This is a genomic window from Rathayibacter sp. PhB179 (assembly GCF_004345345.1).
GTDB lineage: Bacteria > Actinomycetota > Actinomycetes > Actinomycetales > Microbacteriaceae > Rathayibacter > Rathayibacter festucae.
On the sequence record NZ_SLVD01000004.1, the window covers coordinates 203,796 to 229,337 of the forward strand.

A 25,542-nucleotide genomic window follows, 5' to 3' on the forward strand; every position below is an offset into this window, starting at 1 on the left:
TTCCGTTCGGGGTGTCAGAGGGCGCTGAGCCGGTCGGCGATACCGTCGAGTACGCCGGCGGGAACGCCGTCGAGCTCGGTGCGGAGGGTGCGCTGAGGGACCCACCGGGTGCGGTGACGGATCCGATGTACTGACTCCGGCGCGTGGGTGGTCAGCTCTTCGACGAGGACGTCGTAGGCGCCCGGACGGTCGATCACGTCTGAGAGGGCGCTGTCGGGGGAGACGGACGGTACCGGTGAGGACTGTCCCGCGGCGATGCGCCAGGCGTGGAATCCGGAACCGACCTCTTCCGACTCCAAGCCGGGAACGTCGACCTCAGCGACGCAGTTCGCCGGGACGGTCACCTCGAGGATGACGTCGCCGCCGTCACGGCGCCACGAGACCTCGGCGCGACCGTAAGGGGTGTCGTGGACGGCCGCGGCGTGGTCGAAGCTCGCGAGCAGGACCGGGGCGATGCGCAAGCGCCGGTATCCGGGCGCTGCAGGGGCGAGGCCGGCGAGGCGGCGGTGCAGCCAATCGGCGACGGCGCCGAAGGCGTAGTGGTTGAACGAGGTCATCTCGCCCGGGTTCACGCTGCCGTCTTCGAGGAGCGAGTCCCAGCGCTCCCACACCGTCGTCGCGCCCATGGTCACGGCGTACAGCCAGGACGGGTTCTCGGTCTGCAGGAGCAACCGCTCGGCGACGTCCGCGCGGCCGGTGTCGACGAGGGCGTCCTGAACGAGGGGGGTGCCGACGAAGCCGGTCGCCATGCGATAGCCCTCACGGCGCAGCAGCTCGGCGAGGCGCCGACCCAGTGCGGCCCTGATCGAGGGGTCGCGGACGATGTCGTAGCGCAATGCGACGGCGTAGGCGGTGGGCGCATCGGACATCATGCGGCCGGAGGGGGTGAGGTATTCGGCGCAGAACGCATCACGGGCGCGCTGGGCGAGGGCGCAGTAGCGGTCGGAGTCGTCGAGGTGTCCGAGGATGTCGGCGGCGGACGCGACCAGGTCGAGCGCACGGATGAGAGCGGCGGAGGCGACGAGGTCGGGGTCGGCGCGGACGTCCTCGGGGTGCTCGGGAGGCGCGGCCGGGTCGAGCCAGTCGCCGAACTGGAACATGCCTTCCCACAGCATCCGGTCTCCGGCGACTCGCAGCAGTGCGTCGGCCCAGGCTCGCATCGACTCGTACTGCTCGGCCAGGGCGCGTCGATCGCCGAAGCGCTCGTGGAGCACGCTCGGGACGACGACGGCAGCGTCTCCCCAGGCAGCGGCGGGGTAGGGGTCTCCGGGGAGGACCCAGGGGACGACGACAGGGCAGACGCCGTCATGGGCGGTCTGCTCCGCGGCGACGTCGCGCAGCCAGGAAGCGAGGAAGGCGTCGCTGTCGTAGAGGAAGGAAGCAGTGGGGCTGAACACCTGGACATCCCCGGTCCAGCCCAGGCGCTCGTCGCGCTGGGGGCAGTCGGTGGGGATGGCGAGGAAGTTGCCTCGCATGCCCCAGACGATGTTCTCGTGCAGCCGGTTCACGAGCGGGTTGGAGGAGTCGAACCAGCCGGTGCGGCGCATGTCGCTGCCGATGACGACCGCGATGACGTCGGTGGGATCGAAGTCACCCGGCCAGTCGTCGATCTGGGCGTAGCGGAAGCCGTGGAAGGTGAACTCCGGCTCCCACATCTCCGCGGCGTCGCCGGCGAGGACGTAGCGGTCAGTGGCGGCCGCGAAGCGGAGCGGCCGGACACCGAGCTCGTCGTTCTCGAGGACTTCAGCGTGACGGAGGGTGATCACGTGTCCTTCCGCTCCGGAGACGGTGATCCGGAGGCGGCCGACCAGGTTCTGACCGAAGTCGAGGATCAAGCGGCCGGTGGGGGAGGTGAGCACCTCCTTCACGGAGACCTCTCCGGTGCGGCGGACGGGTTCCGCGAGCATCGCCTCCGGAGCCCGGCCGACGCCGGAGCTGGCCACCTCGGTCCACGCGGAGTCGTCGAACCCCGCGGTGCTCCAGCCGTCGATTCGGCGGCGGGCGTCGTAGTGCTCGCCCGCGTAGATCCCGCTCGAGACGATCGGCCCGTCAGCGGTCGCGCGCCAATGAGTTCCGGTGGTGACGACACTGGTCGAGCCGTCCGCGTGCACGAGCAGCAGCTGCGCCGCGACGGAGGGCTGCTCGCCGTAGACGCGTCGGCCCTCGCCCGCGAAGCCGTACTCCTCGGTCCACCAGCCGCCGGCCAGGCGGATGCCGATGGCGTTGCGTCCAGGGGTGAGGAGCGCGCTGACGTCCACGCTGTCGTGCACTGTCCGGTACTGGTAGGACGACCAGCCTGGTTTGAGTACGGAGTCATCGACGTCGGCTCCGTTGAGCTCGATCTGGAAGACGCCTTCGGCGGTCGACGAGAGGTAGGCCGCGGTGATGTCCGGCTCTGCGTCGAACTCGGCCCGCAGCAGTGCCGGCGTCGCCGGGGCTGACGGGTCGGTCAGGGCGATCCGCTCGGCGATCCATTCCCCGTTCGCGAGGAACGTCGTGCGGAAGGTGAGGGGGTCGCTCCACGGTGTCGTCTCGCCGGTCGTGCTGGTCGCCTGCACCTCGAGGGTGTGGACGGTGTGCGGGAGAAGCTTCGCGAAGGGCCAGTCGAGGAAGGAGGACTCGTCGCTGTCGATCTCTGCGACGTCTTCTCCGTTGAGTCGGATCCTGGCCGAGGCCTGCCACCAGTTCGGAGCATCGGCCACGGTCCAGCTCACCTGCGGGAGAGGGGAGTCGGCGTAGGCGCCGTCGGTGCGGCGGTCGATGCGGACGGTGTCGATGCGGGCGGTGGTTGCGGACATGGTTCTCCTCGGGGAGGACGAGCGACGGCGGCGTCGCTGTGCGGTGAGCGGCGAGTCAGCCCTTGACGGCGCCCGAGGTCATTCCCTCGGTGATCTGACGGTTGAAGAACACGTACATGACCAGCGGAGGGATGGTGATCAGCAGGATGTCCATGAACAGCAGGTTGAATGCGCTCTGGGTCTGGCTCTGGAAGTTGTAGAGGGTGAGCTGCACGGTCGCGTTCTCATCTCCCGGCAGGAAGTAGAGGGGGTTGGTGAAGTCGTTGAAGACGGCGACGGACTGCACGACGATGACGGTGACGACGACGGGCTTGAGCAGCGGGAGCACGACGGTGAAGAACAGCCGCAGCGGGCCGGCTCCGTCGATGATCGCCGCCTCGTCGAGCTCTTTCGGGATGGTGGCGACGAAGGCGCGGAACAGGAGGACGCAGAAGGAGAGGCCGAAGGTCGCCTCGATCAGGATCAGGCCTGGCAGGGTGCCGAAGAGCTCCATGCCCTGCAGGACCCAGATCGTGGGGACGACTGCGGGCGGGACGATGAGGCCGGCGAGGACGAAGAAGTTGATGACCGAGTTCAGCTTGGAGGGACGTCGCTGGAGCACGTATCCGACCATCGCCGCGAGGACGACCATCACCAGGACGCTGGTCACGGTGAGCACGGTGCTGTTGAGGAATGCGCGGACGATCAGGCCGTCGCGGGTGGTGAGCACCGCGATGAGGTTGTCGAAGAAGACCCATTCCTCGGGCCAGGAGAACTGCAGCGCCGACGCGTCGGTGGAGGTCTTCGACGAAGTGAGGACGATGAAGATGAAGGGGACGATGAAGACGGCGAAGGAGACGACGATGGCGATGCCGCCGACGGTCCAGCGCTGGAGGGTGGCGCGTTTCACTGGTTCGCCTCGCTGCGGTTGAGCAGGCGGGAGATCGGGATCATGATCGCCGTGACGACGACGAAGAGGATCACGTTGCCTGCGGTGGACAGGCCGTAGAAACCGGCCTGGTACTGCTTGTAGATGACGGAGGCGATCACGTCGCTGGTGAAGCCGGGGCCGCCCTTGGTCATCGCCCAGATCAGGTCGAAGGACCGCAGCCCGCCGATGAGGGACAGGATGATCACGGTGCCGGTCGCCGGCGCGGCGAGTGGCAGGGTGATGTTGCGGAATCGCTTCCAGGAGGAGGCTCCGTCCATCTCTGCGGCTTCGTAGTACTCGCCGGGGATCGCGACGATGCCGGCGATGAAGATGAGCGTCGCGATGCCGACGCCCTTCCAGACGTCGACTGCGGCGACCGAGAGCAGTGCGAGCGACGGGTCGGTCAGCCAGCCCGGTCCCTCGATGCCGAAGACGCCGAGCGCGCCGTTGACGAGTCCGTCGAAGGGGTCCAGCAGTGCCTTGAAGGTGAGTCCGACGCCGATGGTCGAGACGAGCACGGGGAAGAACACCACGGCGCGCAGGTATCCGCGGCCGATGAGCTTCGAGGTGAGCAGCACGGCCAGGGCGAGGCCGAGGACGACCTTCGCGGCGGAGGTGAGGAAGCCGTAGACGAAGGTGTTGATGAAGCCCTGGACGAGCTGAGGCTCCTGAAAGAACTGGACGAAGTTCCCGAAACCGATGAACTCGATGTCGAACAGGGTCCAGCGGGTGAGGGAGAAGTACAGCGACGCGAACGTCGGCACTGCGAAGAAGACGATGAACAGCGCCGCGGCCGGGATGTAGAACCAGGACGGGTAGATGCTCTTCATCTTGCGGGGCGGGCGGTTGCGCTTTCCTTGCTTCGCAGTCGCCTCGAAGGGCACCAGCGGCGTCGTTGTCGTGGTCATTGTTCTCCAAAGAGGCCGGAGGCGGGCGATGGAGCGCCCGCCTCCGGGGTTCGAGGGGAGGGGAGGTGGTGAGCCGAGCGGGTCGTCCGCTCAGCTCACCGGCCGGGTCACCAGCCTTCGAGGCCGAGCTGCTCGGCCTGCTTCTTCACGTCGTCGTCGTACGTCGCGGCGCCCTTGGCGGCGTCGCTGATGCCGGAGCCAACCTCGACCGCGATGTTCTCGAGGTTCGGTCCCTTGATGGGCGAGAGGAACTCGAGCGCGGTTCCGGTGTTCTCGGCGTCGACGTAGGTCTGGATGTCGGAGACGATCGTGGGAACGTCTTCCGGCAGCGCGCAGGCGCTGGTCGAGAACGGTCCGTTGATGCCGAGGTTCTCGCCCTGGAGGGTGCAGCCCTCGGGGGAGTTGATGAACGCGACGAACTTCTTCGTCGCCTCGAGCTCTGCGCCCTCGACGCCCTTGGGGACGTAGACGGCGGCCGGCTCGAAGAGGGTCAGGGTGGTGTCGTCGGCGTCGTCGGCGGGGATCGCGAAGAAGCCGATGTCGTCCACGGTGTCGGGGTTGAGCGCCGTCAGGTTCGCGACGATGAAGGACAGGGTCGGGTACTGGGCACCGGATCCGTCGGAGAGCATCGCGGCGGCGTCGTCGAACGTGGCGGAGGCGAAGTCCTCGTTGAAGAGGCCGGCGTCGGCGACGTCCTGCAGGTGCTGCCAGCTGGCGAAGGCGGGCTCGTCGGCGTACTTCGCCTCGTTGTCGGTGTACTTCTGGGCCCAGTCGGAGTCCACGGCGGTCACGTTGGCGAAGTCCGCGAGGATCATCAGCTGGCTGGTCCAGGTGTCGCCGTAGCTCTGGATGACGGGAGCGGCAGTGCCGGCGGCCTTGATGGCCTCGCTGTTGCTGACGAACTCGTCCCACGAGGTCGGGACCGAGAGGCCCAGCTCCTCGTAGATCTTCTTGCTGTAAGCGATGCCGCCCGCGTTGCCGGTACCGATCGGCGCGCCGTAGAGGCCGTTCTCGCCGGAGGCGACGGTCTTGAAGCCGTCGGTCAGGTCGCCCACCCAGGCCTCGTCCGACAGGTCGGTGAGGGTCTGGTCGGGGTTCAGGGCCTGCAACAGCGAGCCGGTGTTGTAGCTGAACAGGTCGGGGATGTCGCCGGTGGAGAGGCGGGTCTTGATCAGGTTGTCACCCTCGGTGCCGCCAGGTCGCGTGTCGACCTTCACGGTGATGTCCGGGTTCTCCTTCTGGAACGCGGCGATGGTCGCGTCGGCCATCGACTGCGGCTGGTCGCCACCCTCGATCAGCCAGGTGATCTCGGTCGAACCGCCGGACGTTTCGCTGGAACCGGAGCAGCCGGTCAGGGCGAGAGCAGATGCGACGCCGAGAGCGACGGCGGCGCTGATTCGGATACTCGTGGTGCGCTTGCTGGGCATTCTTTACCTCCTCGTAAAGACACTGAAGTGTGCTGTGTAAACCGGTTGACGTTCGGGGTGAACCTCAGCGGCGGAACTCAAAGTAGCTGCCGCCCGGACGGTGTGTCAACTGGTTTACGAAACCGTGATCAGGCCACGGCGGTCCTGTTAACCAGTTCACGTCCTCGGTACTCTTGATCCGCCGGCATCGACGTCGGCGGAGAAGGAGTGGGTGATGACTCTCGACCAGCAGGAGCGCGCAAGCTCCTTCCGCCGACCCTCGATGGACGACGTCGCGGCGGAAGCGGGCGTCTCCAAAGGTGCGGTGTCGAAGGTGATCCGCAACGCCTACGGAGTGTCCCCCGCGATGCGCGAGCGGGTCGAAGGGGCGATCGCCCGTCTGGGATACCGTCCCCGGATCGCGGCCCGATCTATGCGCGGTCCGAGCTTCACAATCGGCTTCGAGCTTCCGCAGCTCGGCAACGACTTCTTCAACCAGGTGATGCAGGGCGTCGGCGACACGCTCGCCGGCTCGCAGTACCAGCTGATCATGGCGCCGGGGATCGGCGAGCTCAGGGGTGCACCGGTGCTCGACGCCCTGGCGGACCGGCAGGTGGACGGGATCCTCGCGATCTCGCCGGAGGTGACACCCGAGTGGCTCGAGAACCTCGCCCGCACCATTCCCCTCGTTCTGATCGGACGCCACGACGCCTCTGCCGCGTACGACACCGTGACGAACAACGACGCTGCTGGGGTCGGCCTGGTGATGGACCACCTCCGCGCCCTCACCCACACCAGAATCGCCCATCTGACCGTCCGGCCGGCGATCGATCAGGAGGGCGCTCGAGCGCCGCACGCGATCCGCTTGACGACTTATCTGGATCGGATGCACGAGGACGGCCTGTCGCCTGACGTCGTCTACTGCGACGCTTTCGAGATGGACGCCTACCGAGCGGCGAAGACCCTCATCGAGAAGCCCGATCCTCCGACCGCGATCGTCGCTGGGAACGACACTCTGGCGGTCGGGGCGCTGCGCGCTGTGGCGGAGGCTTCGGGAACTCGTCGAGCGATTTCCGTCGTCGGCTACGACGACATCGACCTCGCCAGTCATCCCTTCTTCTCCCTGACGACGGTGGATCAGTTCGGCGTCGAGGCAGGTCGGGCGGCGATGACGATGCTGCTCGAGCGGATCCAGGGCGGCCGCAGTGAAGCGCGCCACTTCCAGCTCGAACCGGAACTGCGGATACGGACGTCCTCGCGCGTCGCCTCTTCCTGATCGGCCCCGGCGCTGCCGCGCACTCTCAAGCGGGGTCGAAGGGGTTGGAGTTCTGCCCCAGCCGTTTCGGTGCATTGGCGGGGGAATGGGTGAAGGGGGTGGTGAGCACTGGCTCGCCACCCCCTTCGGGTCTTACGTCGTCCGGTTAGCGTCTGACGACGATGACCGAGACGCCCTTCGCTGATGCGACGGTGTCACTTCCTCCGTAGGAGAGGGTGATCTTCTTCGTGCCCGGGCTGAACTTCCCGATCGGGATGGAGACCTTTCCGTTGGAGAGCGTCCCGGTGAAGGTCTTGCCGTCCACCTTGACGGTGACGGTCCCTTCTGCGGTGACGTTCTTCGCGAGCGGCTGGACCCTCACGGCGAGCGTGAAGGACGTGGAGGTCGTCCCTGTGAGCTTGTTCGGCACGCCGATGACCAGTGCGGCCGACTTCACGAACACTGCCGCGCTCGTCGCTGTGCCGGCGGGCCCCGAAGCAGGAGTCGCCGTCACGGAGACGGTGAGGGACTTGCCCTGATCGGCCAAGAGCACACGGTAGGTGGACTTCGTCGCACCGGGGATCGCCGTGCCGTCTCGCAGCCACTGGTAGGAGTAGCTCAGACCGCTCTGGTTCCACTCGCCGGGGTTCGCGGTGAGGGTCTTCCCGACCTGGGGGTCACCGGAGATCGAGGGCGCCGTGGTGGCGACCGGAGCGGTCTGCGGCGCGGCCGTGAAGCTCATCGACTTCTGCAGCGGCAGGTCACGAGAGGACGATCCGACAGAGAGGGTGTACTCACCGTCGACCGTGGTCCACGAGTCGGTGTCCACGTCCCAGATCGAGAGGGGGTGGTTGCTCGCCTCGGAGTCCACGACCACTTCCACCGTGCGCTGCTCACCGGGGGCGAGCTCGAGACGGTCGAATCCGATCAGGCGCTTGCCGGGTTCGTCGGCCGCCTCGGGGAAGGTGAGGTAGACCTGCGGGATCTCCGCTCCGGCGACGTCGCCCGTGTTCTTCACGGTGAAGCTGACGGTGGCGCGAGCGGTGCCAGCGGTCTTGTCGACCTCCGCCTTCGCGCTCAGGTTCGAGTAGGCGAAGTCCGTGTAGGACAGGCCGTGACCGAATTCGAACAAGGGATCGATGCCCTGCTCGTCGTACCACTTGTAGCCGACTTCGAGACCCTCGGTGTAGTCGACCTGACGGATCTCGTCCGAGCCTTCGACGCGGGTGGTCGAGCCGTCTGCGAAGACTCCCGGGTACTGCGCGTTGTCGCCGGTGCCGGTAGGCAGGTCGGTGAGGGCCTTCGGGAAGGTCACGGGCAGCTTGCCGGAGGGGTTCACGTCGCCGAAGAGCAGACCGGCGATGGCGTCGCCGCCACGGTCTCCAGACCACCAGGTCTCCAGGACCGACGGGACGCTGTCGAGCCAGGGCATGAGGACCGGTCCTGCAGTCTGAAGCACGACGGCGGTGTTCGGGTTCGCGGCGGAGACGGCTTCGATGAGCGCGTCGCCGTCCTTGAACAGGTTCAGCGAGTCGAGGTCGAAGAACTCGCCCGCGAAGTTGAAGCCGAAGACGATGACGACGTCGGCGTCCGCAGCCACAGCTGCCGCGGCGGCCGGGTCGCTGCCGTTGTTGTAGACGACGGTGCTGCCGTTCTCGGCTGCGCGTGCCTTGATGGCGTCGAGGGGAGCGACCTGGTGGCAGTCGATGACGGTGGAGGCGAACGTGTTCCCGTAGAGCGGTGACGTGCACGTCGTGCGGGCGCTCACGCCTCCCTGCGCGTAGGCCGGGTCCGCGGTGATCTCATTCGAGGCTGTCGGGCCGATCACGGCGATGGTCTGCGGCTCGTTGCTCAGCGGAAGGAAATCGTCGTCGTTCTTGAGGAGAACGGAGCCCTTCTCCGCCATCTCGAGTGCGACCTCGCTGGAGCGGGCGGTGCGGACGTCGCTGTACCGGCCGGAGTCGGGAAGCTGGAAGTCCTGGATTCCGCTGGCGAACTTCGCGCGGACCACCCGGAATGCCGCGGTGCGGATCTGCTCCGCCGTGATCTCACCGGAGGCGAGCGCGGCGTCGAGAGCGGGGGGAGCGAAGTACTTCGGCAGGCTGAGCTCCTGGTCCAGGCCCGCGTCGAGGGCGGCGACGGTCGACTTCTGAGCTCCGTTGTCGGTGACGGCGAAGCCCTTGAAGTCGAGCTGGTCGCGCAGGATCGTGGTCAGCAGCTCCGGGTCCTCGCAGGCGTAGACGCCGTTGAGCTGATTGAAGGAACACATGACGCCGGCGGGATCGGCGTCGAAGGCGATCTCGTAGGGCTGCAGGTAGAGCTGATGCAGAGTGCGCTCGTCGATGTTCGACGAGCTGGTTCCCCGGTCGAGTTCCTGCTGGTTGCCGACGAAGTGCTTGAGCACGGAGGCGACGGGCTGACCGGGGTTGCTCTCGCGAAGGGAGGTGACCCATTCGGCGGCGAGGGAGCCGGCGAGCAGCGGGTCCTCGCCCAGGTACTCGGCGTTGCGGCCACCCCAGGGGGTGCGCACGATGTCGATGCCGGGCGCGAAGATCGTGTTGTACTGCTGCTTCCAGGCCTCGTCGGCCATCACGGCGCCCTTGTCGGCGGTGAGACCGAGATCCCAGCTCGAAGCCTGCGAGACGGGAACGGGGAACGCGGTCGTTCCAGTGCCGTAGGCAATGCCCCAGGGCCCGTCGATGTCGGCGTTGAACTGCACGCAGTCGGGGTGCTCGGGGTAGGTGACCGGGGGTCCGGGCGGCTGCCCGAGACCGCCGGCGGTGTTGAACTCCGTGAAGCCCACGTCGTTCGCCGAGGCCTCGTTGAGCCACCGGTACTGCTGCTGGATCGTCGATGCGTCCAGGAGCAGGTTGGCGCGGTCCTCGGGGGAGCGAGTCGGGTCCGTCCACGGGCAGTTCGGGTCGACAGCGACCGGAGTCGCGCCCTGCGCCGGGGCCGCGAGGAGCGACTGACCGGAGAGCAGCACGACGGCGGTGGCCACGATGGCGGCACCACGAGTGAGCGCGGAGCGACGGGCGGATGCCCGGAGGGAGCGGTATCGCCGCGAGGGCGGTGGGGAGTCGGCGGCGAACGCCGACTTTCGGGGAGCACGGAACATGGGTATTACCTCCTTGTAATGACCACCAGGGTTCGAAGACGCCGCCAGGGTGCGGGCGCGCCGAGGGAGCGTCGCGGGCTGGCGACGGGGAGAGAGCGAGCGGACCGTCGGGGTTTTACGGCGCTCGGCTGGGGTAGCAGGCCATACCGTACGGACCTGAGCATCTCCTCGTCAACTGATTTACACTTTTAGTGTGAACTGGTTGACGCTCGGGTCCTCGGCGAGAAGAGTGGGACCTGTTCGGCGGGGGTGCCGTTCGACGGATGTCGATACAGAGCCTCCGACGTGCTCATCCGATCAAGGAGGATCATGAGGAAGTATCTATTCCCCGCCGCGCTCGCTGCGGCCGCGCTGGTCGTGGGCTCGGTGGCGGCAGTGTCGCCGGCGTCCGCCGCCTCACTCACCTCGGCGGACTTCATCAAAGCCAGTGGGAACGTGCTGAAGACCGGCTCCGGGGCCGGAGACACCGTCAATCTGCGCGGCACCAACGTCGGCGGATGGCTCACCCAGGAGGACTGGATGTCCCCCCTCGGAGAGTTCGCGACCGATCGCACAGGTTGGTCGGTGAGCGCCTCCACAGGAAGTGGCTCCGAGGCGATCGACGGATCGGGGTCCTCCGAATGGACGACCGCCTCGGGCAAGCGCAACCCGGACTGGCTTCTCCTTGATCTGGGCGCGCCCACCCGCTTCAACCGGCTGACTCTCGACTCGAGCTCAGCAAGCCAGTATCCCCACGCGTTGAGGGTCGAGACGTCCTCGGATGCGACCACGTGGCGCAACGTCGCCGAACAGCCCGGCACGAGCGGGCGCACCACCGTCAAGTTCGTTCAGCAGGACGCGCGGTATCTCCGGCTCACGCAGACGGCCTCCGACGGAGCGGTGTGGTCGGTCGGAGAGCTGAATCTCTTCTTCGATGCGGTTCTCGCGAATCGCCCGTTCACGGCGACGGCCAGCTCTGCGAGTTCCTCTGCTCCACGAGGTGTCGACGGCGATCTGGCGACGACCTGGCAGAGCGGCACACCTCAATCACCGGGGCAGAGCTACACCGTCGACTTCGGCCGCACAGTGGAGATGGACCGGGTCTTCCTCGACTCAGGCGCCGCAGCCTCGAACGACTTCCCTCGACAGTGGGAGATGGCCACCTCCGACGACAACGTGAACTTCACCCCGATCGCCAGCGGGTACGGCACCAACCGCATCGTGGAGGCCGACTTCAAGGCATGGAAGTACGGCCGCTACCTCAAGATCACCTCGAACGGGACTGCCGCCCAGTGGTGGACGATCGCCGACCTCTCGATCGCCGCAGGCAGCAACCTCGACCGCAACGGCTGGTCCGTGACCTCCTCCGTCGGCAGTGACATCAAGAACGCAGTCGACGGGAATCCCGCCACGCGATGGAGCACAGGAGTCGCGCAGGCGCCAGGTCAGTCCGTCCGGATCGACCTCGGATCACTGCAGACCCTGAACAACCTCTCGATCGACACGGCGAAGAACACCACCGACGAGGGTGACTGGGCGCGTGGATACCGGCTGGAGCTCTCGCGAGACGGCGCCAACTGGAAGAGCGTCGCAACGGGAATCGGCGATGTGAAGGTGACCACGATCGGATTCCCCGCTCAGGCCACCCGCTACCTCCGCCTCACGCAAACCGGTTCGGCCCTGCAGTGGTGGTCGATCGGCGAACTGACCGCCGGCCTCTACAGCGACGACTACTCCCTGAACAACACCCTGACCTCGCGCTTCGGCACCGCCGGCGCACAGAAGGTGCTCGACGCCCACCAGGACGCCTGGATCACGGAGAGCGACCTCGACGCCATCGCCGCGACCGGTCTGAACTTCATCCGCGTCCCCATGGGCTGGAGCACCTTCCTCAACCTCGACGGCACCTGGAAGGCCGACCCCTGGAAGAAGGTCGACTGGATCACCCAGGAAGCCTCCGAGAGAGGGATGTACGTCCTCCTGGACCTGCACACCGTCCCCGGCGGCGGATGCCCCTGGGGAAGCTGCGGACGCATCGGCCCCGCACCCAACGGCTTCTGGGGCAACGCGACCTACCAGGACTGGGTCGAGGACATCTGGACCGCCATCGCGAACCGCTACCGCGGCAACCCCGCGGTCGCCGGCTACGACCTCATCAACGAGCCACTGATCGACGCCTACGAGGACGCCGACGACCTCAAGAAGAAGAACGACTACTTCGACCGCCTCTACGACGCCGTCCGCGCAGTCGACCCCGACCACCTGATCGTGCTCGCGGCCTTCCTCGGCATGGACTCCATCGCCGACCCGGAAACCTACGGCTGGACCAACGTGATGTACCAGCTCCACCCCTACGACATGTCCAGCCCGAGAGACTGGAATGCGCAGAACCGGCTGGTCGAGAACGAGCTCGCCGCTGCACCCTCACGCCTCGCCGACCCAGGAGTCCCGCTGCTCAACGGCGAGTACTCCCTGTACTACAACGACGATCTCTGGGCGAAATGGATGGCCGGCATGAACGCGTCGAACATCTCCTGGTCGAACTGGACCTACAAGGTCCGAGGAGCGGCGAAAGACGCCTTCGGCTACTGGGGCATGTACTACGACAACCAGGCCCCCGTCCCGGTCATCAACAGCGACGATCCTGCGACATTCATCGCGAAACTCAAGCAATTCACGACCGACCACTTCACGAAGAACACCGGCTTCGTCCAGACGGTCAAGAAGTACGCCGGCGGCTTGTCCACCTTCTCGCCGGTCGCCATCAGCCACAGCGGCTGGACGGCGACAGCGTCGACATCCGCGAACGGGACGCCGCCCTCGGCAGGCATCGATGGCCTGAACGGCTCGGCCTGGTACAGCGGTCGTTCGCAGAGCGGAGCGGAGTGGTACCGGATCGACATGGGATCCTCCAAGCGGCTCGCCATGGTGACCCTCGAAACCGCCGCTGGGTCACCCGACGACTACCCGCGCAGCTTCACCATCGAGGTATCGACCGACGGGACGAACTGGAGAACGGCCACAAGCGGCGTGGGCTACGGCTACAAGCGCCCCATTTCGATTCCGCCGACGACGGCCCGGTTCATCCGCATCACCCAGACGGGAGCTGCCACCAACTGGTGGAGCATCGACGAGGTGACGGCGTACTCGTCCTACTGAGACACGTAAGAGGGGGTTCTGCGTCCTCCGCGGGGCAGGGCCCTCTCAGCGTGGTACACCAAGCCATCTGGGGGCGAAAAGGTACTGAAGCTATGGCAAAAAGATCCGTAGTCGCCCGGGAGTGTCATTGCTCGCAGCTTCGATTGGTGAGGAACATTAAGCGCTCACCCGCGACAGAAGTTGTCGACCACCGAGCATCGCGGACGACATCGCGCTGCTTGTGCGGGGCCGCCATATTCAGCGGCCGAGGAATTGGACGACGCGAGTTGAGGATTCCGCGTAGGACTGGAAGATACTGCCGTGCCTGGAGTCGAGGTAGCAGACGGGCTCGGAGTCGGTGATCCGTCTGCACGAATCGGTGAACAGCACTGAGGGCACTATGCGGTGGTAATCGCCGTCGGCGATCAGCATGGGCAGGGTGAAGACCAGGAGGTCAGTTGAGCCGCCCATAATGATGTTGACGAGGACGATGACGTGCCGGCGTTCGGTGATCAGGTCGATATGCGGGGGTCATTCTTCACAGGCGTCCCTGTAACGTCACGAGGAAGACCACGAGGAGGCCGCTCCTCGGACTGAGCTCTCGGTAGGCGGAAGAGTCGCTGCCTGTTGACGGTCCTGTCCGTTGCTATGCGATTCAGGCTCAGCGTTTCAACTCGGGGTAGAGGGCCTCGACGGGGGCACTCAGGGCGGCCTTGACCGAGGCCGTGATCTCGTCCGCGATCACCTCGTACTCGCCTGCTTCGACAGCGTCGAACACCTGGGCAACGAGGTCGGCGGGGAACATCTTCGGGCCGTTGGCGTGGGCGGCCATGGCGGTGTCGACATAGCCGACATGCACGCCGACGACGAGAGTGCCCTTTGGTTCGAGTTCCAGACGCAACGAGTTCGTCGCCGACCAGAACGCGGCCTTCGAAGCGCTGTAGGCGCCGCCGAAGGCATACCAGCTCGCGACCGAGTGCATGTTGATCAGCACCGACTCTCGATTCCCGGTCAGCACCGGGACGAAGGCTTTCGTAAGCAGCACGGGGGCGAAGAAGTTGATCTCCATCGTGGCCCGGAGGTCATCGACCGAGAGGTCGAGAAGATTCGCCGTCGGCGGCAGCATGCCGGCGTTGTTGATCAGCACGGTGACATCGCGAGCAGCAGCAACCGCCGCGTCTACAGAGCGCGGGTCGGCGACGTCGAGCGCGAGCGGCACGACCCGGTCGTCGTCCCATTTGCGCGGGTTGCGGGCGGTGGCATAGACCTTGGCGGCGCCGCGGGCGAGGGCGCCGGCAACGAACTCGGATCCGATCCCGCCGTTGGCTCCGGTCACCAGAACGACGGCTCCGAGAAGTGAGTGCATGAACTGCTCCTTGACGAGGGATGGGATGTGACGAGGTGGGGACGGACTGGGCGGAAGTGACTGGTTTGATCAGTCGTCCATGGCGATGACGATCTTGCCGCGCAGGCCCCCGCGCTCGAGGGCGGTGAGCGCAGCGGGGGTCTGCGCGAAGGGGAACACGCGGCCGACAACGGGATGCAGCACTCCCGCCTCGACCAGCGCCGCGATTTCGGCAAGTTGGCGGCCGTCGGCGTGCATGAACAGGAAGGTGTACTTCACGCCGAGTCGCCGCGCCTGCCAACGAATGGACGCGCTGAGGCCCCCGATCGCAAGCCGAAGGCCTGGGTTGAGGCCGAGCGCGCGAGCGAACGCCGGGTCTGGGGGTCCGGCGATGCCGATCGCGCGCCCGCCCGGGCGCAGCACCCGCAGCGACTTCTCTAGGTTCTCCCCTCCGATACCGTCGACCACGAGGTCGTAGCCCTGAAGGACCTGCTCGAATCGCTGCGAGCGGTAGTCGATCACCTCGTCGGCACCGAGCTCGCGGAGCCACTCGGCGTTCGAGCCGCTCGCAGTCGTGGCGACGTACGCTCCAAGGCCCTTCGCGAGCTGGATGGCGATTGAACCGAAGCCGCCTGCGCCGCCGTGGATCAGCACACGACTGCCCGCAGTGACGTCACCGCTTTCCACCAGCGCCTGCCATGCGGTGAGAGCGACCAGCGGCAACGATGCGGCGTCGACCATGGACAGCGACGCGGGCTTGAGTGCTACGTCGGCATCGGCGATCGCGATGCGCTCAGCGAAGGTTCCAATGCGAAAATCGGTAGGACGGGCGAAGACCTCGTCACCGACCGCGAACTGGGTGACGGCCGGGCCGATGGATTCGACCACTCCGGCGACGTCGTGGCCGAGAGTCAACGGCAGCTCATAGCGGAGCATCGCCTTGAACTCACCCTCAGCGAGCTTCACGTCGAGGTGGTTCACGCCAGCAGCGTGTACGCGTACCAGCAGATCGTGCTCGCCCAGGATCGGCTCGGGAACATCCGTTTCTGTGACCTCACCCTTGTACCGGGTAATCGTGTAGGCCTTCATCGGGTTCATCTCCTCAGTTTTTATGAGCGTACTCATTTACGAGTGCGATCGCAAGTGACTGAGGTGGGTCAGCGCTGTAGAATGGACTCCTGATGACCTCCCCCGCCAGCTCAGCTCCCGGCCGCCGCGAACGCAACAAACAGCAGAAGCTCGACCGCATCACCGCGGCCGCCGACGAGCTGTTCAGTCGTCGCGGCGTCGACGACGTGACAACGCAGCAGATCGCCGACGCGGCCGACATCGGCACCGGCACCCTTTTCCTCTACGCCCGCAACAAAGCCGAGCTGCTGCTGCTGGTACAGAACACCCACTACGCCCAAGCGATCGAAGTCGGCGTTCAAGCCTCCGCAGCGGCTTCATGTCCACTCGACGCCGTCATGGCCCTCGTCGAGCCCGTCGTCGAATGCAACCGTAGGCAAATCGAGAACGGTCGTACCTACCTCCGCGAGATCGTCTTCGGCGACGCTGAAGAACCACACCACCGCGTCGGGCTCGAACTCATGCAGCGGGTCGATACCGCCTACGCCGACATCCTTCAGCGCGACGGCCGACTGACAGCAGAAGATGCGGCGCTGCTCGCTCGTACCATCTCGGCCACCGCCTTCGTGAGCCTGGCATCGCCGATGCACGTGCACTCCACCAACCAGGAGATCTGCGACGACATCCGCGAGCAGATGCGAGTCGTCCTTCGCACGTGACTGACAGTGCGGAGGAATTGGTCTCTGCATGACCCTCCACAGCGCCGAGGTAATACAGCTGCGAAGGACGTCGCGGTCGCAGCGGGCCGGAGCCGTGCAGCTACACCCAGGTCTCGGCGCGGTACTCCGCCTTGACTCGGCGCACCGTGCCGGAGCGGCCTCGGAGGATGATGCTCTCCGTCTGGATCAGTGATCCCTTGCTGCGGACGCCACGGAGAAGGCCTCCGTCAGTGACCCCCGTCGCGACGAAATAGGTGTTGTCGCTGCGAACGAGGTCGTTCGCGTGGAGCACCTGGCCGAGGTCGTGTCCTGCGGCGAGGGCTCGCTGGCGTTCCTCGTCGTCCTTGGGCAGGAGGAGGGCCTGGATCACTCCGCCGAGCGCCTTGATCGCGCAGGCGGTGATGATGCCCTCGGGAGTGCCGCCGGTTCCGACGCACATGTCGATCCGGGAGTCGTGGCGGGCGGCGTTGATGCCGCCGGCGACGTCTCCGTCGAGGAGGAGGCGCGTGCTCGCCCCGGCGGCACGGATGTCGTCGATCAGCTGGGCGTGGCGGGGTCTGTCGAGCACGGCGACGCGCATCTCCTCGACGTGCTTGCGCTTGGCGCGAGCGAGCGCCCGGATGTTCTCGCCGATCGGACGGCGGATGTCGACGACTCCCACTCCTTCGGGGCCGGTGACGAGCTTGTCCATGTAGAAGACGGCGGACGGGTCGAACATCGATCCGCGGTCGGCGACGGCGATCATCGAGAGCGCGTCCTGCCGTCCGGCTGCGGTCAGGGATGTCCCGTCGATGGGGTCCACGGCGATGTCGCAGGCGGGGCCTGATCCTGATCCGACGATCTCGCCGTTGAAGAGCATCGGCGCGTCGTCCTTCTCGCCCTCGCCGATCACCACGAGGCCGGAGAAGTCGACGGTGCCGAGGAACGCGCGCATCGCGTCGACGGCTGCGCCGTCCGCAGCGTTCTTGTCGCCCTTGCCGATCCAGGGGCTCGAGCGGATCGCTGCCGCTTCGGTCGCTCGCACCAGCTCCATTCCCAGGTTGCGGTCGGGGTGCTGGTAGACGGGGGCGCTGTCGGAGGTCACGTCGTCGGTCCTTTCGAGGTGGCTGAGGTACGAGCGGCGGCCGATCCGAACGCGTCGTTTTGTATCACCAGTCCTCATGGTACTGTCTGTACGTACAGACCGTATGTTGCTGGCAAGCGCATCGGTGACGACGCCGGCGGGACCACCCGCGGCCGGCCGCTCTGCTGCGCAGGCGTCCACTTCCCCCTTCCACGCATTCGTGACCAAAGGATTCGTATGTCAGCGACGACGAGCATCCGCGCTCAAGGACCCGAGCCGCATTCGTTCATCGAGAAGATCGGTCTGCCCAAGCCCCTGGTCTGGGGATTCGTCGGCCTGCTCCTGTTCATGATCGGAGACGGCGTCGAGTCGGGTTACATCGCCCCCTACCTCGCCGACAACGGCGCAGGATCCGAGACCAATGCCGCGGTCATCATCACCGTCTACGGCCTGATGGTCACTCTCGGGTCCTGGCTCTCCGGTGCCCTGTCCGACGTCTGGGGACCTCGGCGGGTGATGATCATCGGCCTGGTCCTCTGGGCCGGTCTTCAGGTCGTCTTCCTCGCGGTCGCGCTGCCGTCGGAGAACTTCACGCTGATGCTGATCGTCTACGGACTCCGCGGCATCGCCTACCCGTTCTTCGCCTACGGGTTCCTCGTCTGGGTCCTCGGCGCCAGCCCCGCACACCGCCTCGGCTCGGCCGTCGGCTGGTTCTACTTCGCGTTCACCGGCGGCCTGCCGACCCTCGGCTCTCTCGTCGCCTCCGGCACCGTTCCTCTTCTCGGTGCCTATGAGACCTTCTGGATCTCGCTCGGCCTCGTCGTCCTCGGTGGACTCGTCTCCCTCGTGGGGCTGCGCAAGGCTCGCGGCGGCGGCCGTCTCGCCGCCCCCGGCGTGAGCACGGGTCGCAGTCTCGTGAACAGCGTCGCGATCGCCTTCACCCAGCCCCGCGTCGGCCTCGGCTGCCTGGTCAGAGTGGTCAACACCGCCCCGCAGTTCGGGCTGTTCGTGTTCTTCCCCACCGTCTTCGCCGTCGACCTCGGTTTCGGCACTGCCGGCTGGCTGCAGCTCGTCTTCATCCTCGGAGCGGCGAACATCTTCGCGAACCTCTTCTTCGGCGTCCTCAGCGACCGGCTCGGATGGCACCGCACGCTGCGCTGGTTCGGCTGCATCGGCTCGGCCGTCAGCGTGCTCGCCTTCTACTTCCTCCCCATGTACGTCAGCGACCAGTACTGGGTCTCCGCCCTGTGCGCAGCACTGTTCGGGATCACCCTCGCCGGATTCACCCCGATCTCCGTCCTGATGTCGCTGATGGCCCCCGGCCAGAAGGGCAACTCGATCGCGGTGCTCAACCTCGGCGCCGGAGCCGCCACGTTCATCGGACCGCTGATCGTCGCGCTGTTCCTCGCACCCCTGGGTGCCGGCGGCGTGACCATCATCTTCGCGGCGCTCTACGTCCTCGCCGGAATCTCCGTCCGCTGGCTCCGAGTCCCGGAGGAGGCGCAGCGCGTCGTCGCCGAGGGCAGGACCCTCGACGACATCGCCGAGACCACCACCCCTCCCGCCGGTCGATAGCAGGACCAGGGGCAGGCGGCACTCGCGCCTGCCCGATCACAGGACCGCCGTCGCGGCGGCATCCCACCTCTCGCCGCACCCGGCGCCACATCGTGAAAGGACACTCTCATGCCTCTCGTCAGCGGTATCGACGTCATCAACGAATGCACCTCCCGAGGCCTCGTCGCCGGAGCGTTCAACACCACCAACATCGAGACCACGATGGGGATCGTCGACGCCATCGAGCGCGTGGGCGTTCCCACCTTCATCCAGGTCGCCCCGACCAACGTCGCCCTCTCCGGCTACGAGTACATCTACGACATGGTCAGCCGCCGCCTCGCGACGACCGACGTCCCGGTCGCGCTTCACCTCGACCACGGCAAGGAGCTCTCCGCCGTCGAGGGCGCTCTCGCCGCCGACTTCACCTCGGTCATGATCGACTACTCCGAGTACCCCTACGAGGAGAACGTCGCCGTCTCCGCCCAGGCGCGCGCACTGTGCGCTCCCGAGATCGCTCTCGAGGCGGAGCTGGGCAGCATCGGCGGGAAGGAGGACGACGTCGCACCGGAGCACGCGAGCACGACCGACCCCGACCAGGTGAAGCACTTCATCGATGCCGTCGGCTGCGACATGCTCGCCGTGTCCGTCGGCAACCAGCACGGCTACGTCCCCCACGCGAAGATCGACTTCGACCTGCTCGCTCGGGTCCGCGCCGCCAGCAGCGTCCCCCTCGTCATCCACGGCGGCTCGGGCCTCCCCGACGAGCAGCTCGCGCGGCTGCACGAGTTCGGTGTCGTCAAGGTCAACGTGGCCAGCGACCTCCGCAACGCGATGATCCGCACCTTCGGCGAGGCGTACAACGCCAACAACAGGGAAGCCTCCCTCATCCGGGTGTCCACGAACGCCGTCACCGCCATCTCGGACGTCGTCGAGCGCCGCATCCGCACCCTCAACCCCTCCGCCGCGTAACGAGGTACCGAAGTGCTTCCCACGATCACGGTCGACGTCGGAACGACGAGCGTCAAGCTGTGCCTGTTCGACGCCGCGGGTGCGCTGATCGCCTCCGCGCGACACAGCACACCCACGACGAAGGACACGTGGGGAGAGATCTACGACGTCGAGGCACTGCAGGGCATCGTCTCCGCCTTCATCAGCGAACTCGATCCCCCTGACCGCGCGAGCGTCGCCCGCATCGCGATCACCGGGGTGGGGGAGTCCGGGGGACTCGTCCTCCCGGACTGCTCCCTCGCCTCACCGATGATCCTCTGGCACGACCACCGCGGCGCCGACCGCCTCAGCAGGCTCACCGATTCCGACCGGACCCTCGTCTACCGGGCGACAGGTCTGCCGGTCAACGCGAACTACGGCCTGTCCAAGGTCGCGTGGGCGGTGGAGGAGGCGGGCGAGAACGCCTCGACCGCTCACTGGCTCAACGTCGCCGAGTTCCTCGCCGCGACTCTGACCGGGCAGCGCTGGTCGGAGTACTCCCTCGCCAGCCGCACCATGGCCCTCGACCTGACGGAGAAGACGTGGTCGCCGGAGATCGCGGCGCTGCTGGACCTCGACGTGGACGTGTTCCCGGAACTGCGCACCGCTGCCCACGGCTCGCCCCTGACCGCTCGCGCCGCTCGGGACCTCGATCTCGCGGAGAGCGTCGTCGTGCACGTCGCCGGCCACGACCACATGGTCGGAGCGATCGGCGCCGACCTGCGCGAGAACGAGCTGCTGAACTCCACCGGCACCACCGAAGGACTGCTCTTCAACCGGAGCGTCCCCGATCTCGACGACGCGGCTGCGCTCGCCAAACTCGCCAACGGCATCTCCTGCACGGGTGCCGAGTACACCCTCTTCGCCTCCATCCCCACGGGAGGCTCCGCGTTCGCGACGCTGCAGTCGATGCTCGCGATCGACGCCGCCGACCTGACGGCCGGCATCGACGCCGCCCACCGCCGTTACCTCGCCGGCGACGTGGACCTCGACAGGATCCCCCTCGTGCTCCCTCGGTTCCGGGGGAGCCCCCCGCCCACCAAGGACGCGGCCGCGCGCGGGATCATCGCCGGCCTCCGCACCGATACGACTCGCGACGAACTCGTCCTCGGCTGCTTCCTCGGGATGGTCCGGCAGTTCCAGGACGTCCTCTCACTCTTCCCGCTGCGACCCGAGCGCATCAAGGTCATCGGCCCGGCCGGCCGCAACCCGCTCTGGCTCCAGCTCAAGGCCGATCTGCTCGACACGACCCTCAGCGTCTCGCAGTTCCCCGAAGTCGTCTCCCTCGGCGCCCAAGCGCTGGCCTCCGGGACCACCGCCCGGTGGGAGGACTGCGACCCCCGGGTCGTGCTCCCCGACTCCCCTCGGCACGACCTGCTCGCCCAGTGGTGCGAGCGGACCGCCCCCCAGTGGGAGCACCTCAAGGGAACCCCCGCATGAGCCCGCGCACGCCTGCGCGCAGTGCACCCCGTTCGACGACCCAGAAGCGAGGCGACGATGCTGATCGCGGGAATTGACTCCTCCACGCAGGCCTGCAAGGTCACGGTGCGCGATCTCGCGACCGGAATGCGCGTGCGTGAGGGGAAGGCCTCTCATCCGCCGCAGACCCTCGTCCACCCCGACGCCTGGTGGACCGCGCTTCTGACCGCGGTGCGTCGCGCAGGAGGGCTGGACGACGTCCTCGCGATCTCGGTCAGCGGCCAGCAGCACACCCCGGTCTTCCTCGACTCGACCGGAGCGGTCGTCTGCGAGTCACCGCTGTGGAACGACACCGGCTCGCACGCCCAGATGGTCACCCTCAACGCCGAAGTCGGCCGAGACGAGTGGATCCGGCGCACCGGCCTGCCGATCACGCTCTCCGACACCGTCGTCAAGCTGCGGTGGCTGCGAGACACGGATCCCGACGCCGTTCGCCGCACCGCGGCCGTGGCGATCGTGCACGATTGGCTGACCTGGCGCCTCCGCGGCTTCGGCGCCGGAACCGGCGGGCTCGATGCGCTGGTCACCGACCGCTCCGAAGCCAGCGGGACGGCGTACTGGTCCGGAGCCACGAACGAGTACGACAGGGGGCTCTTCGAGCACGCGTTCGGGAAGACGGCGCTGCTGCCCGAGGTCCTGCACCCCCTCGCCACCGCCGGCGTCACCGGCCCCGGCATCCCCGGCATCCCCGCCGGACTGCCCATCGGCGTCGGCAGTGGCGACAACGCTGCCGCCGCCCTCGCTCTCGGACTGGACAACGGCGACGCCGTCCTCTCCCTGGGCACCTCCGGCGTCGTCTACACCCGCTCCGCCGTGCCCGTCCACGACTACGCCGGCTACGTCTGCAACTACGCCGACGCGACCGGCGAGCACCTCCCGCTCGTCGCTACGCTCAACGCCGCCAGGAACTTCGAACTCGCAGGAGGACTGCTCGGCTGCACGTACGCCGAGCTCTCCGATCTCGCTCTGGAAGCGGAACCCGGCGCGGGAGGGCTCACTCTGCTGCCGTACTTCGAAGGCGAGCGCACACCGGACCTCCCTCACGCCCGAGGGTCTCTGCATCAAGCCTCACTGACCAATCTCACCCGTCCCAACTTCGCTCGAGCGGTGATCGAGGGGACACTCGCCAGCCAGGTCGAGATGCTCGACGCCCTGCGCGACTGCGGCATCCGGCCCCAGCGCCTCCTGCTCATCGGAGGCGCCGCACAGAGCCCGGCCGTACAGCAGATCCTCACCCAGATGGTCGACGTTCCCGTCGTCGTGCCGGACCTGGACGAGTACGTCACCAAGGGCGCCGCGATGCAGGCCGTCGCAGCGCTGTCAGGCTCCTTCCCGACATGGGCTGCCGTCTCGGCGGAGCTCGCCCCTTCCGCTCTGCATCCGCAGATCGTCGAGCAGCACAACGCCGCGAAAGCCGCCCTCGGCTACGACGACACCGCTCCCGCTGCCAGCCTGACCGGAGGCGTGGCGCGGTGACGTCCCCGCTCTCGTCGCCGCGACGACCGGCATGACGCCTGGAACGAGCGCGCCGGTTCCGGGCCCTCACCGCGGAGGCCCTGTCCCGCGCTCCGAGCAGGGAGCGGGAAGAATGGGGACAGGAAAAGGGGAGGTGGCGCCTGTGCGCAGCACGGGGCGGACAGCCGTGGCCTGCGGTGTCGACATCGGCAGCACCAACATCAAGATCGTCGCGATGGACGCGGACGGTCATGTCGTGGCACGCGCGAGCCGTCCCACTCCGCGCGGTGCCCGGACGCCGTCCATCGATGCCGGGGCCCTCTTCCGGTCGATCGAGCAGATGATCGTCGCCCTCTGCGCGGAGACGCTCGAGGTGCATGCGATCTGTGCCGCGGGAGTGGGGGAGGACGGTGTCCTCGTCGACTCGGCACTCGCTCCCCTGACCGAGGCGCTGGCCTGGTTCGACCCTCGCCGGCAGAGCATCTTCCGCTCGCTGCGACCGCGTCTCCACGCCGATGACACGTTCGATGCCGAGACCGACCCCGTCCGAACGCTCGTCGGATGGAGATGGGCGAGGGCACAACCGTCCGGGAGCGACGCCGCGCACTGGATCGCCCTCGCCGATTACGCCGGCGTCGTCTGGAGCGGTCGACCGTACCTCAGCGACACCCTGGCCTCCCGAACTGCGGCGTGGCGCTCACGGGACAGGACCTGGGCGAGCGATCGAGTCGATCTGACACTCGGATCAGCGGATCTGCTGCCGGTCGTCGTCCGCACCGGCGACGTCGTCGGGGATCTGCGGTCCCCGCTGCTGCGCGCCTCCGGGGCGCTCGCTCCCGATGCGATCGTTGTCGCCGGCGGCCACGATCACCCCATCGGAGGATGGGGCGTGGATCAGATCGCCCCCGGTGCCGTGCTCGACTCGATGGGGACGGCAGAGGTCGTCGTGATCCAGTCGCCCCGGAAGGGCGCGAAGCGCCACGACTACGTCGACGTCGCGCCGGGGATCCGCTCCGCCGGCACGACGCTCCTCCGAGTCGAGGAGCTCGCCCGGAACGTCGCGTGGGCCTCCCAGGATCCCGCGGTCGCCGCTCAGATCCACGCGATCCTCACCGACGAGCTCCGCCCGCTCGCCGTCCTGGACTCGGGGTACTTCGTTCCTGGACGACGAGGGGGAGGGCGGCCGTCCTATTCACTCGACGCTCCTCGCGACCCACGCGCTCGCGCTTCGGCCGTGCTCGGTGCCCTCGCCCTCGCTGGACGGGACGCCGTCGACGCCGTCCGCAAAGACGCCTCCGAGCCGACGGAGGTCCGACTCGCCGGAGGATGGGTCCACTCTCCGGGCTGGGTGAGGATCAAGACCGACATCAACGGGTACAGCACGACACCGGTCTACGAGCCGGAAGTCACCGCCGTCGCCGCAGCTCTCCTGGGTGCGCATGCACGTGGATGGACCCCGAATCCGTCGATCGTCTTCGGCGGGTCGGCCGTCCGGTTCTGACCGGTCCGGGCGGCCGGCTCGTCAGCTCGCGGAGACCATCACCTCGAGCGGGACGACGTCCGTGAGGACCCAGGTCTCGTAATAGTCGAACCGGAACTCGTTCTGATCCCACGACCAGGAGCGGACCCGCAGCACGGGGTCGTCGGCGCCGATCCGCAGGTGCGAGGCCACGTGCTGCGGCGCCCTCATCGAACGGATGACCCGGTGCGCGCCGCTGGTCGTGAACCCCGCCCGGCGCAGAGTGCTGTCGACGGAGCCGGTGCCGTCGAGGACGTCGTCCGCGTTCGAGATCGTCCGGGCCACCTCGTCAGGGAACCAGTTCGTGCTGAACATCGCGAGAGCGCCGTCCAGAGAGCGCACCCGCTCGAGCGCGAAGACCGGAGTGCCGGCGTCGATCTGCAGCGCCTCGGCGGCGTGCTCCGGCGGCACCAGGAAGCGCGCGTCCACCACCTCGGTCGTGATCCCGGTGCGGCCGTGACGCAGCTGCGAATCGAGGAATCCCTGGGTGTCCTGCACGGTCCACCCCGAGGTCTTCTCCGGCGCGGCCGCGAAGACCCCTCTCCGCGCGACCCTCCGCGCAAAGCCCTCGTTCTCCAGCTTCGTCAGGGTCTGGCGGACGGTCGCGCGCGACAGCCCGAACTCCCGGCCCAGCTCGAGCTCGCTCGGCAAGCGCTCGTCGGTGGGGATCTCACCGGCGGTGATGCGTCGTTTCAGGATGCTGAACAGCTGCTCGTAGTAGGGCACCGGCGATGCGCGCTCGATGATCTGCGCCATCACGTTCTCCAATCGGCGTCGACGGCCCGCTGAACGCGGTCCTCGGACAGTAACGCACGGACAGTCTCAACATGCCATACAAAAA

The 25,542-nt window shown here is 67.3% G+C and carries 17 protein-coding genes; 8 read left to right on the forward strand and 9 right to left on the reverse strand.

The genetic code is table 11. The features are described from left to right. Window positions 1-14: 14 nt before the first annotated feature. The 4 genes from EDF43_RS10475 to EDF43_RS10490 all read right to left on the reverse strand — a co-directional run bounded on the left by EDF43_RS10475 (window position 15) and on the right by EDF43_RS10490 (window position 6,043). Entirely contained in the window at window positions 15-2,798 is a 2,784-nt protein-coding gene (locus EDF43_RS10475) for an alpha-L-rhamnosidase (protein WP_123734170.1), read from the reverse strand. A 55-nt stretch (window positions 2,799-2,853) separates the two neighbouring features. Next, a complete protein-coding gene (locus tag EDF43_RS10480; RefSeq protein ID WP_123734171.1) occupies window positions 2,854-3,687 on the reverse strand; it encodes a carbohydrate ABC transporter permease in 834 nt (277 codons plus the stop codon). Further along, entirely contained in the window at window positions 3,684-4,538 is an 855-nt protein-coding gene (locus tag EDF43_RS10485; protein ID WP_123734172.1) for a sugar ABC transporter permease, read from the reverse strand. The genes EDF43_RS10480 and EDF43_RS10485 overlap by 4 nt, the downstream gene beginning before the upstream one ends. Before the next feature lie 185 nt (window positions 4,539-4,723). Then, complete coding sequence (locus EDF43_RS10490) at window positions 4,724-6,043, reverse strand: extracellular solute-binding protein (protein WP_123737533.1); 1,320 nt, start codon at window positions 6,041-6,043, stop codon at window positions 4,724-4,726. A gap of 262 nt (window positions 6,044-6,305) precedes the next feature. Here EDF43_RS10490 and EDF43_RS10495 point away from each other — a divergent pair, with 262 nt between their 5' ends. After that, complete coding sequence (locus tag EDF43_RS10495) at window positions 6,306-7,298, forward strand: LacI family DNA-binding transcriptional regulator (protein ID WP_243646277.1); 993 nt, start codon at window positions 6,306-6,308, stop codon at window positions 7,296-7,298. Window positions 7,299-7,443: 145 nt separating this feature from the next. Here EDF43_RS10495 and EDF43_RS10500 read toward each other — a convergent pair whose 3' ends face one another. Further along, the gene (locus EDF43_RS10500; RefSeq protein WP_165909076.1) at window positions 7,444-10,278 is read right to left on the reverse strand and encodes a glycoside hydrolase family 3 C-terminal domain-containing protein; all 2,835 of its coding nucleotides are present in this window, start codon (window positions 10,276-10,278) and stop codon (window positions 7,444-7,446) included. A 426-nt stretch (window positions 10,279-10,704) separates the two neighbouring features. On the opposite strand from EDF43_RS10500, the gene EDF43_RS10505 reads away from it, so the two are divergent. Beyond that, window positions 10,705-13,533: a discoidin domain-containing protein gene (locus EDF43_RS10505; RefSeq protein WP_132436696.1), complete on the forward strand. Its 2,829-nt coding sequence runs from the start codon at window positions 10,705-10,707 to the stop codon at window positions 13,531-13,533. A gap of 640 nt (window positions 13,534-14,173) precedes the next feature. Here EDF43_RS10505 and EDF43_RS10510 read toward each other — a convergent pair. Both EDF43_RS10510 and EDF43_RS10515 read right to left on the reverse strand, forming a co-directional pair. After that, window positions 14,174-14,878: an SDR family oxidoreductase gene (locus tag EDF43_RS10510; protein WP_132436698.1), complete on the reverse strand. Its 705-nt coding sequence runs from the start codon at window positions 14,876-14,878 to the stop codon at window positions 14,174-14,176. A gap of 69 nt (window positions 14,879-14,947) precedes the next feature. Then, the gene (locus EDF43_RS10515) at window positions 14,948-15,946 is read right to left on the reverse strand and encodes an NADP-dependent oxidoreductase (protein ID WP_123734179.1); all 999 of its coding nucleotides are present in this window, start codon (window positions 15,944-15,946) and stop codon (window positions 14,948-14,950) included. A gap of 92 nt (window positions 15,947-16,038) precedes the next feature. Here EDF43_RS10515 and EDF43_RS10520 point away from each other — a divergent pair, with 92 nt between their 5' ends. Then, complete coding sequence (locus EDF43_RS10520; protein ID WP_132436700.1) at window positions 16,039-16,644, forward strand: TetR/AcrR family transcriptional regulator; 606 nt, start codon at window positions 16,039-16,041, stop codon at window positions 16,642-16,644. Between the two features lie 100 nt (window positions 16,645-16,744). Here the strand turns inward: EDF43_RS10520 and glpX are convergent, their stop codons facing one another. Next, window positions 16,745-17,728 carry a class II fructose-bisphosphatase gene (glpX, locus tag EDF43_RS10525; protein ID WP_132436702.1) on the reverse strand — a complete coding sequence of 328 codons (984 nt, stop codon included), beginning with the start codon at window positions 17,726-17,728 and terminating at the stop codon, window positions 16,745-16,747. Window positions 17,729-17,944: 216 nt separating this feature from the next. Here glpX and EDF43_RS10530 point away from each other — a divergent pair, with 216 nt between their 5' ends. From EDF43_RS10530 to EDF43_RS10550, 5 genes are all read left to right on the forward strand, one after another. Next, on the forward strand, window positions 17,945-19,282 hold the full coding sequence (locus EDF43_RS10530; RefSeq protein ID WP_132436704.1) for an MFS transporter: 1,338 nt from the start codon (window positions 17,945-17,947) through the stop codon (window positions 19,280-19,282). Between the two features lie 108 nt (window positions 19,283-19,390). Next, window positions 19,391-20,230 (forward strand): class II fructose-bisphosphate aldolase, encoded by an 840-nt coding sequence (locus tag EDF43_RS10535; RefSeq protein WP_132436706.1) that lies wholly within the window; start codon window positions 19,391-19,393, stop codon window positions 20,228-20,230. A 12-nt stretch (window positions 20,231-20,242) separates the two neighbouring features. Continuing rightward, window positions 20,243-21,688, forward strand: a complete 1,446-nt coding sequence (locus EDF43_RS10540) for an FGGY family carbohydrate kinase (protein ID WP_132436708.1) — start codon at window positions 20,243-20,245, stop codon at window positions 21,686-21,688. A 57-nt stretch (window positions 21,689-21,745) separates the two neighbouring features. Next, window positions 21,746-23,203 (forward strand): FGGY family carbohydrate kinase, encoded by a 1,458-nt coding sequence (locus EDF43_RS10545; RefSeq protein WP_132436710.1) that lies wholly within the window; start codon window positions 21,746-21,748, stop codon window positions 23,201-23,203. Between the two features lie 133 nt (window positions 23,204-23,336). After that, window positions 23,337-24,683 (forward strand): FGGY family carbohydrate kinase, encoded by a 1,347-nt coding sequence (locus EDF43_RS10550; RefSeq protein ID WP_165909077.1) that lies wholly within the window; start codon window positions 23,337-23,339, stop codon window positions 24,681-24,683. Between the two features lie 21 nt (window positions 24,684-24,704). Here EDF43_RS10550 and EDF43_RS10555 read toward each other — a convergent pair whose 3' ends face one another. Continuing rightward, entirely contained in the window at window positions 24,705-25,457 is a 753-nt protein-coding gene (locus tag EDF43_RS10555; RefSeq protein WP_132436714.1) for a GntR family transcriptional regulator, read from the reverse strand. Between the last annotated feature and the right edge of the window lie 85 nt (window positions 25,458-25,542).